The sequence below is a fragment of the Nonomuraea sp. NPDC004580 genome (genome assembly GCF_040609855.1).
Classification (GTDB): domain Bacteria; phylum Actinomycetota; class Actinomycetes; order Streptosporangiales; family Streptosporangiaceae; genus Nonomuraea; species Nonomuraea salmonea.
Window position 1 is genome coordinate 84838 of the sequence record NZ_JBEXLH010000030.1, and the last position, 8652, is coordinate 93489.

The 8652-nt window shown below is 71.4% G+C and carries 9 protein-coding genes; 6 read left to right on the forward strand and 3 right to left on the reverse strand.

Features of this window, described 5'->3' with window-relative positions; all coding sequences use genetic code 11:
* Positions 1-60: 60 nt before the first annotated feature.
* Entirely contained in the window at positions 61-1446 is a 1386-nt protein-coding gene (locus ABZW11_RS27695; protein ID WP_355422822.1) for a hypothetical protein, read from the forward strand.
* On the opposite strand, the gene erm is transcribed toward ABZW11_RS27695, so the two are convergent.
* Positions 1435-2259, reverse strand: a complete 825-nt coding sequence (gene erm / locus ABZW11_RS27700) for an ErmE/ErmH/ErmO/ErmR family 23S rRNA (adenine(2058)-N(6))-methyltransferase (protein ID WP_355422824.1) — start codon at positions 2257-2259, stop codon at positions 1435-1437. The genes ABZW11_RS27695 and erm overlap by 12 nt on opposite strands.
* Before the next feature lie 249 nt (positions 2260-2508).
* Between erm and ABZW11_RS27705 the strand changes: the two genes are divergently transcribed.
* The 3 genes from ABZW11_RS27705 to ABZW11_RS27715 are packed head-to-tail and all read left to right on the forward strand — an operon-like array spanning position 2509 to position 5343.
* Positions 2509-3570: a MoxR family ATPase gene (locus ABZW11_RS27705; RefSeq protein ID WP_355422826.1), complete on the forward strand. Its 1062-nt coding sequence runs from the start codon at positions 2509-2511 to the stop codon at positions 3568-3570.
* On the forward strand, positions 3567-5201 hold the full coding sequence (locus ABZW11_RS27710) for a hypothetical protein (RefSeq protein ID WP_355422829.1): 1635 nt from the start codon (positions 3567-3569) through the stop codon (positions 5199-5201). Before ABZW11_RS27705 ends, ABZW11_RS27710 begins: the two co-directional genes overlap by 4 nt.
* Positions 5140-5343, forward strand: a complete 204-nt coding sequence (locus ABZW11_RS27715; RefSeq protein ID WP_355422832.1) for a hypothetical protein — start codon at positions 5140-5142, stop codon at positions 5341-5343. Before ABZW11_RS27710 ends, ABZW11_RS27715 begins: the two co-directional genes overlap by 62 nt.
* A 54-nt stretch (positions 5344-5397) precedes the next feature.
* Here the strand turns inward: ABZW11_RS27715 and ABZW11_RS27720 are convergent, their stop codons facing one another.
* Complete coding sequence (locus ABZW11_RS27720; protein WP_355422835.1) at positions 5398-5592, reverse strand: hypothetical protein; 195 nt, start codon at positions 5590-5592, stop codon at positions 5398-5400.
* Positions 5593-5666: 74 nt separating this feature from the next.
* On the opposite strand from ABZW11_RS27720, the gene ABZW11_RS27725 reads away from it, so the two are divergent.
* A complete protein-coding gene (locus ABZW11_RS27725) occupies positions 5667-6527 on the forward strand; it encodes a hypothetical protein (protein ID WP_355422838.1) in 861 nt (286 codons plus the stop codon).
* A gap of 20 nt (positions 6528-6547) precedes the next feature.
* Positions 6548-7300, forward strand: a complete 753-nt coding sequence (locus ABZW11_RS27730; RefSeq protein WP_355422841.1) for a DUF6597 domain-containing transcriptional factor — start codon at positions 6548-6550, stop codon at positions 7298-7300.
* Here ABZW11_RS27730 and ABZW11_RS27735 read toward each other — a convergent pair.
* A complete protein-coding gene (locus ABZW11_RS27735) occupies positions 7269-8366 on the reverse strand; it encodes an AI-2E family transporter (protein ID WP_355422844.1) in 1098 nt (365 codons plus the stop codon). The two genes, ABZW11_RS27730 and ABZW11_RS27735, sit on opposite strands and share 32 nt — an antisense overlap.
* Positions 8367-8652: the final 286 nt, after the last annotated feature.

The window sequence follows — 8652 nt, forward strand, 5'->3', positions numbered from 1 at the left end:
GGCAGCACCCGACCCGGCCGAGTGGCAGCGGGTCCCGGCTTACGGCAGGCTAGACGCGCCATGGATTACGCAGCTCTCACGGGGATCGTCCTCGTCGCCGGTGTCGTGCTCGCCATCGTCGCGCAACGTCGTGACTGGCGCCCCCCTCTCTGGGTCGCCCTCGCCGTCGGCATCGCCGTGCGCGTGCTCATCATGTACCTCGCGGCCATCGACACCTGGCAGCCCGTCGACTTCGTCAACAGCTTCAAGCCCGCCGGCGAGGCCGTGCTGCGCGGCGAGGACCCGGTGCTGGCCAGCAACGGCGGCTGGCACTTCCTGCCGACCATCCCCTACGTCTACGGCATCCTGCTGTGGCTCGGCATCCCGTGGGAATACGCCGGCCGGCTGGTCACCGTGGTCGCCGACATCGTGCTCATCCCGCTGGTCGGCAAGCTCGCCGGCGGCCCGAGGGCGTCGCTGCGCGCCTTCCAGTACGCGCTCAACCCGCTCGCCCTGCTCGTCGCCTCCGTGCACGGCCAGGTCGAGCCGGTCGCGCTGGTGTTCGGCGTGGCCGCGTTCGTGGTGGCCCGCGGCCCGGGCGACCCCCACAGGCCCGGCATGGTCACCGACGTCGCCGCCAGGGTGCGCCAGGGCATCGCGGCCTACGGCGTACGCGGCTCCATCCCGCGCGTGATCGGCCGCCGCGGCATGCTGCACCGCGCGCTGCTCCCCGGCCCCGACGACCGCGCCCACCTGCGCCGTGGCGCGCTGGCCGGTCTGCTCATGGGCCTCGCGCTGTGCGCCAAGAGCTGGCCGATCTGGCTGATCCCCGGCATGCTGCTGCTCCTGCCCAATCTGCGCGCCCGCGTGATGGGGCTGTTCACCACCGGGCTCGTGCCGGTCTTCTTCCTGGTGACGCTGCCGATCTTCGCCGGCACATCGCTCAACCAGATCCCGGCCGTCATCGACACCATCCGCGACATCCGGCCCATCGTCGGCGAGTGGGGCTGGACCCCGTGGTTCACCGACGGCAGCTGGGACCTTCGGCCCGAGCTGGCCTCGTTCGGCACCAACCTCATCTACGTCAGCGTGATCGCCGTCATCCTGTGGTGGCGGCGGGCCGACCCGATCGACATGACGACGGCCATCCTGATCGTCTTCATGATCATGACGCCCCGGCTCGGCGCCCAGTACCTGCTGTGGTTCATGCCGTTCCTGGTCGCGCGGCCCACCAGGTTCGCCTGGGCGGCCATCTTGACCACGTCGTTCTGGTCGGCCTACGGCTATCTCTACATGACCCAGTTCGACCCGCAGGGGTGGTGGCTCCAGCACACCTACTGGTCGCGGGCCTCCATCCTGATCCTGCCGATCCTCGCGCTGGCCCTGCCCTGGAACCGCCGCGTCGCGAAGGTCCCAGGGCTCTCCTCCTCCGGGTCGCCCAAGTCGCGGATCACGTCACCGGCATAGGCGCTCCCACAACGTGATCCACTGGCCGGGACACACGTGGCCCACGACGGTGTCGCGGGCCACCCCGGCCGCCGCCAGCGCGGCGTCCACACCGGCGTAGCGCGTCTTCAAAGAGGCGCGCACCGAGCCGCCCACCCCGCCGAAGCCCAGCTCGACCAGCTCCTCGTACGAGCGGCGGTCCGACACCAGCGGGTCCGGCCTGCGTTCGATGCGCAGGATCGCCGAGTCGACCGACGGCACCGGGCGGAAGCTCTCCCTGCCGACCGTGTCACCCAGCCGCCAGTCGAACCACGGCCACGACAGCACCGTGACCAGGCTCCACCGGCCGTAGTCGCCGGCGCGCTTGCGGGCGTACTCCCGCTGGGTGAGCAGCGTCGCCGAGGTCAGGCCGGGCGCTCGCAGGCACCAGTCCACGATCCGCGAGGTCGCCGCGTACGGGATGTTCCCCACGACCGCGAACGGCTCGCGCGGCACCCGAGCCCGCGCGAAGTCGCCCCTGACCACCTGGATGCGCGGATCGCTGCGCGTCCGCGCGGCCAGCAGCCCGGCCAGCCGCGGGTCAAGCTCGTAGCCGATCACCCGCGCGCCCGCCTCCGCCAGCGCGAACGTCAGCGCCCCCGTGCCAGGACCCGGCTCCAGCACCAGGCCATCCGGGGCGGCGGCCTTGACCATCAGGTGCACGGCATGCCGGTCGACGAGGAAGTTCTGCGACAGCGTGCGCCGCGCCCGATCCGCGGGCGTGCGACCGCCACCGGCGTTCCTGATCTTCTTCTGAGTGTGTGAATGATTTCCGTGCGCGAAGTTCTGCGCCACAGCACTGCCCTTCCTGGGCCTCGAGATGAACAGGTCTCTCGAAGGGCCCCGGGCGCGCCTGCGGACGCGTCAGCCTCAGGTCAGCTCATCGCATCCGCTAGCGGGCCAGAGCCCGGCCGCGGCGGATGCGGATGAAGAACGGACAGCAGAACATGCTCGACATGCCGGTCACTGTAGGTCGCGGCCGATGGGGCGGGCAAAGCATTAAATGCCTCGCGCGCCGCGAGCGTCGTTGGGCAGTCTGGAGTCATGCAGGCGACGATCACGGTCACTCCGGCACAGCTCCCCGAGCTGCTGCTGCACGTCGCCGTGGTCCGGCCCGTCTTCCTGTGGGGCGCCCCCGGCATCGGCAAGAGCTCCCTCGTCCGCGCGTTCGCCGACTCGCTCGGCCTCGACTGCGTCACGCTGCTCGGCACCCAGCTCGCCCCGGAAGACCTCATCGGCGTGCCCGAGCTGGTCGGCGGGCGCAGCAGGTTCGCGCCGCCCGAGTCGATCGCGCGGGCCGAGCCCTACTGCCTGTTCCTCGACGAGCTCAACGCCTCGGCCCCCGAGGTGCAGAAGGCGTTCTACTCGCTGATCCTCGACCGTCGCATCGGCGCCTACGAGCTGCCCGAAGGCTCCGTCGTCATCGGCGCCGGCAACCGCGCCACCGACAACGCCCTGGCCAGGCCCATGGCGTCCGCGCTCATCAACCGGCTGGTCCACGTCCACCTGCGGGCCTCGTCCGACGACTGGCTGAAGTGGGCCGCCGCCAACGGCATCCACCCCTGGATCATCGACTACCTCGTGCAGCGGCCCGACCACCTGTGGAGCCCGCCGCCCAAGACCGAGGAGCCGTTCTCCTCGCCGCGCGCCTGGCACATGCTCTCCGACGTGCTCGTCTCCTACGGCGGCGACATCTCCGACGACACCCTCGCCACGCTCGCCTTCGGCACGCTCACCAGCGCCCACGCCTCCGCCTTCCGCGCCTACGTCAAGACCGTGCGGCACGCGTACGACCTGGAGTCCGTGCTCAAGGGCGACGCTCCATGGCCGCGCCGGCCCGAGGAGCGCGACCTGCTCTACTTCCTGGCCGAGACCTTCCGCGCCCGCCTCGTCAAAGAGCTGCCCGCCGACAAGCGCGGCGCCTCGGGCCGGGGCCGCGACCTCGCCTTCCGCGCCAAGACGCTGCTGGTCGAGCTGGCCGAGATCTCCCTGGAGTGCGCCCAGCTCGTCATCGCCAACGACGCCGACGGCGCGCCCGCGCTGCCCACCTGGTTCCTCGTCGAGGTCGGCAGAGACGTGCCCCGCCTGATGGCCGCCCGCTCATGAGCCGCCGCAAGGCCAAGACCGACCCCTGGCGGGCCGAGGTGCTCAAGGGCTGGCACACCGTCAGCCGGCTGCCGCTGTTCCGCGTCTTCCACAGCACCCTGTACGAGGCCCCCGACGGCCGCCTCACCCCCGACACATGGGCGTACGTCACCGCCGGCGGCGACGTGCACTTCCACCCCAAGCGCCGCGCCCCCGCCGACGAATGGGCGTGGGTGTTCGCCCACCTGCTGCTCCACCTCGCCTTCGGCCACGCCGACCCGCGCTCCTGCGCGCCGAAGGACGTCGACGACGACCTCCCCGACCCCGCGTACCACGCCGCCTGCTGCCTGGCCGTCGAACGCTTCCTGCGCACGCTCAAGATCGGCCGCTGCCCCGCGCCGCTGCCCGCCGAGCTGCCCCCGCACGACGAGGTGGCGCTGTCGGAGCTGTGGCGCCGCACCAGCGTGCCCGACGCCTACCGCCCGCCGGGCGAGCCCGACTTCCGCGTCGGCACCGCCGAGCTGGCCCGCGACCTCGACTTCCCCCGGTCGTTCGCCATCGGCATCGCCGACGCGGCCACGCATGCCCTCGACGTCGCCGGTGAGCCGCGCACCTCCGTCGAAGGGCACGTCAAGGGGCCGTGGGACACCGCGCTGCGCTGGTTCGTGTCGTCGTACCCGCTGCTCGGGGCACTGGCCGCAGGCATGAAGATCGTCACGGACGCCGAGCTGGCCCGGGAGTGGGACATCTCGATCGCCGCCGTCAGCGCCGAGGCGGGCGAGATCTACGTCAACCCGCTCAGCAGGCAGACCGAGCCGGGCTGGCGCTTCGTGCTGGCCCACGAGATGCTGCACGCCGCGCTCCGCCACGGCGAACGCGCCGGCCTGCGCGACGCGTACCTGTGGAACGTCGCCTGTGACTACGTCGTCAACGGCTGGCTGGTCGAGATGGGCGTCGGCGAGATGCCGGAAGGGCTGCTGTTCGACCAGTCGCTCACCGGCATGTCCGCCGAGGCCGTCTACGACCGCATCGCCACCGACCTGCGCCGCCTGCGCAAGCTCGGCACGCTGCGCGGGCGCGGGCTAGGCGACATGCTCGACCGCCCCGCCCCGCCGCGCCGGCGGCTACGTCGACCTCGACGACTACTACCGCAACGCCCTCGCCACCGGCCTGGCCTACCACCAGTCCAGCGGCCGCGGCCTGCTGCCCGCCGGGCTCGAACAGGAGATCCGCGCGCTCGACCAGCCGCCCCTGCCGTGGGACGCCCGGCTGGCCCGCTGGTTCGACGAGCACTTCCGCCCCGAGGAGCAGCGCCGCACCTACGCCCGCGCCTCCCGCCGCCAGGCCGCCACCCCGCACATCCCCCGCCCCGGCCGGATCAGGCCCGAGGAGGTCGTGCGGAAGGCCACGTTCGGGGTGGTGCTCGACACCTCCGGCTCCATGGACGTCAAGCTGCTCGGCAAGGCGCTCGGCGCCATCGCCTCCTACGCCGCCGCCCGCGACGTGCCGCGCGCCCGCGTGGTGTTCTGCGACGCCACCGCCTACGACGCCGGCTACCTGCCCGTCGAGGAGATCGCCTCCAAGGTCAGGGTGCGCGGGCGGGGCGGCACGATCCTCCAGCCCGGCGTCCGGCTGCTCGAACGCGCCGATGACTTCCCGCCCGACGGGCCCATCCTGCTGATCACCGACGGGGAGTGCGACGTGCTGCGGATCCGGCGCGAGCACGCCTTCCTGATCCCGCAGGGGGCCGCGCTGCCCTTCCGACCGCGCGGCCCCGTCTTCCACCTCAAGTGACGATCAGGCGCACCAGGTGGCCGTGCGACCGGTAGACGCCGTCCAGGACGCCCGTCACGCATTCGTACACGCCGGGGGCGGCCTGGCGTACCAGGAAGGACGGCTCCGCAGCAGGTGCACCTCAGGGCCCTCCGTCACCCACCCGTCGGACGCCATCGCCTCCCCGAGCCGGTGCACGGCGGGCAGCATCGCCGTCGCGTCGCACACCCCGGTGTAGCGGTCATCGATGTCCCAGCGCCGTCTGTCCACGTGTCCGATTGTTACAAGCCCGCGGTCTCTCGGTCGCATTAGCGTCGGAAGCCCACGTTGAAAGGACCTCCGCCATGGACGTACTCGACCGCGCCGAGCGCTACCTGCTCCACCACGGACGCCTCATCGACCGGCTGCGCTTCCAGGCGCTGTTCCGGGGCGGCCCGCGTGAGCCCGCGCTGCACGCGCTGCACGCCTACCAGAACACCGACGGCGGCTTCGGCCACGCGCTCGAACCCGACCTGCGCGGGACCGGCAGCCAGCCCGAGCCCGTCGAGGTGGCGCTGTGGATCCTCGACGAGCTGGACGCCTTCGACTCGCCGATGGTGACCGCCGCCTGCGACTACCTCGCCTCCGTGGCCACGCCCGACGGCGGGGTGCCGTGGGTGCTGCCGTCCGTGCGCGAGGCGCCGCGCGCCCCCTGGTGGCAGACGGACGACGACCCGCCCGGCGCGCTCGTCCCCACCGCGCCCATCGCGGGGCTGCTGCACAAGCACGGGGTCGCGCATCCGTGGCTGGCCGGGGCGACCGCGTTCTGCTGGTCGCGGCTGGCCGACCTCAAGGAGCCCGGCACGTACGAGGCGATGGCCGCGCTGACCTTTCTGACGTACGTGCCGGACAGGGAACGCGCGCTGGCCGAGTTCGACCGGCTGCGGGACGTCCTGCTCGGCACCGTCACCTACGACCTCGACGCGCCAGGCCACGTCCACCACCCGCTCGACTTCGCGCCCCGGCCGTCGCCGCTGCCGCTCTTCCCCCAGGACATCCTGGACACCCACCTCGACGCGCTGCTCGCCGCGCAGTCCCCGGACGGCGGCTGGGGCCCGAACTGGACGATGTGGACGCCATTGGTGGAGCACGAATGGGGCGGCTACCTCACCGTCCAGAGCCTGCAGACGCTGCACGCGTACGGGAGGCTGGGCGATCTGTCGTAGGGCGGGCGTACGTTGGAGCCATGTACGCCGAACGGCCCCCGGCCTCGGGCCTCACCGGCCGCATCACCTGCGAATGGCTCCGCACCAGCGACACCGCCGCCTCTTCCGTCACCACCGGGCAGAGGGGCGGTGGGCGGGTGCTCGTGGTGCCCGATGCCTGTGTCGACCTGATCTGGGGTGACAAGGGGCCGTTCGTGGCGGGGCCTGACACCGGGCCCATGCCGACGTCCATCAGGGCGGGCGAGACCATGGTCGGCGTCCGGTTCAAGCCGGGTGCGGTCGGCGCGTTCTTCGGCGTCCCGCTGGCCGACCTCCTCGACCGCCGCGTTCCCCTGGCCGACCTGCCCGGAGGCCACGCGTTCCTCCGCGAGCTGACCGACGGCCCCGCGAGCACGGCGGGGGAGCGGCTGCACGCCATGCGGGCGGCGGTGCGGCGCCGCCTGCTCGTCCCCCACCTCGGCTACGACGCCGACCAGGGCCTCGACCCCGTCGCCCCCGCCATCGCCACCGCCCTGAGCCAGGGCAGGACGGTCAGCGAGGTCGCCTGGTCACTCGGCTTCAGCGAACGCCAGCTGCGACGCCGCAGCGTCTCCGCGTTCGGCTACGCACCCAAGACGTTGCAGCGCATCGTCCGCTTCCAGCACGCGCTGCGCCTGGCCCGCACCGGGCTCCCGCTGGCCCGGGTCGCCGCCACGGCCGGCTACACCGACCAGGCCCACATGGCCAACGACGTACGGCGGCTCAGCGGCGGCCCGATGAGCCAGCTCCTCTGACCCGCCCCACTCGCCCCTGGGCAGGCCGCCCCGCCGGCCGCTTACCGGACACCAGCGCCTGCGCCCATTTCGCACTCGGGTCGCTGTCGATCAGCAACGCCCGCGTCAGCAGGCTCAGCGGAATCGCGAGAATCGCCCCGAGCGGCCCCAGCACGAAAGTCCACACGATCAGCGAGATGAACGTCATCGTCGTGGAAAGCCCCACGGCGTCACCCAGGAATTTCGGCAGAATGAACGACTGCGTGACGACATTGATGACGCAATAAGCCGCGATGACCAGGAGCATCGTCCGCACCCCGCCGTCCAGCAGCGCGAGCATGGCGGGCGGCAGCAACCCGATCACGAAACCGATGTTCGGAATGTAGTTGGCGATCAGCGCCAGCACACCCCAGAGCAACGGCAGTGGCACGTCCAACAACGACAGCGCGATCATGTCGAGAATCGCGTTGATCAATCCGAAGACCGTGGAGACGATCAGATACCGCCGCGTCTTGTGCGCGAACGTCGCCAGCGCCGTCACCACGTGCGGCCGATTCCCCTCGCCCGCCGTGAGCACCTTGGAGGTGACGGGCGCGTCCAGCGACATCGCCAGCAACAGCACCACGATGAGGAAGAGCGCGGACAGCACCCCGATCAGGCTGCCGAGCAGGATCTGCGCCAGCCCCAGCACCCTGCCGGGGTCGAACACCTGCAGCCCCCTGCTCAGCACGTCGTTGCTGAGCCCGTGCGCCGCGGCCCAGCGCTGCGCGTCGGCCACGAGCTGCTGGAACTGGTCGGTGTACGTGGGCAGCAGCGAGGCGAGCTGGGTGGCCGAGATGGTGATGATGCCGACCATGGCGAGCAGCACGAGGACCACGATGAGGAAGGGCAGCGCGACCTGGAGCCAGATGGGGGCGTGCCGGCGGGCCAGCCAGTTGCGTACCGGGGAGACCGCGATGACCAGCACGAGAGCCAGCACCACGGGCCCGGCGATGGAGGCGACCTCGCGGATGCCGAAGAGCACGATCACCCCGGCGGCCAGGCCGACCAGGATGATCACCGCCCTCGGCACGGATTGATCACGCACGCCCCCGTACCTACCCCTGGGCCGCCTCTGTGAGAGGGACGAACCATCGATTTGACGGTTCCGGGAGGCGTACATAGAGTTCACCAGTCCCACGAGAACGGCGGTGATCGCCGGGCTCACTCGGGGGCCACCTCCAAGAGATCACCACTCCGGTGAGACGTGCGCGTCCACTCGGATCGGCTGGTAAATTGGAGGGGTTGTCTCCGAAAGGGGGCGCGGCTTAATTCTTGGAAAGTCGAGCCGGTCCGGTCAATTTGACAGGGACTTGAGCGGCTGAAAAGATTAA

Coding starts and splice junctions, on each gene's coding strand:
- ABZW11_RS27695 (WP_355422822.1), top strand. CDS start 61: ATGGATTACGCAGCTCTCACGGGGATCGTCCTCGTCGCCGGTGTCGTG.
- ABZW11_RS27705 (WP_355422826.1), top strand. CDS start 2,509: ATGCAGGCGACGATCACGGTCACTCCGGCACAGCTCCCCGAGCTGCTG.
- ABZW11_RS27710 (WP_355422829.1), top strand. CDS start 3,567: ATGAGCCGCCGCAAGGCCAAGACCGACCCCTGGCGGGCCGAGGTGCTC.
- ABZW11_RS27725 (WP_355422838.1), top strand. CDS start 5,667: ATGGACGTACTCGACCGCGCCGAGCGCTACCTGCTCCACCACGGACGC.
- ABZW11_RS27730 (WP_355422841.1), top strand. CDS start 6,548: ATGTACGCCGAACGGCCCCCGGCCTCGGGCCTCACCGGCCGCATCACC.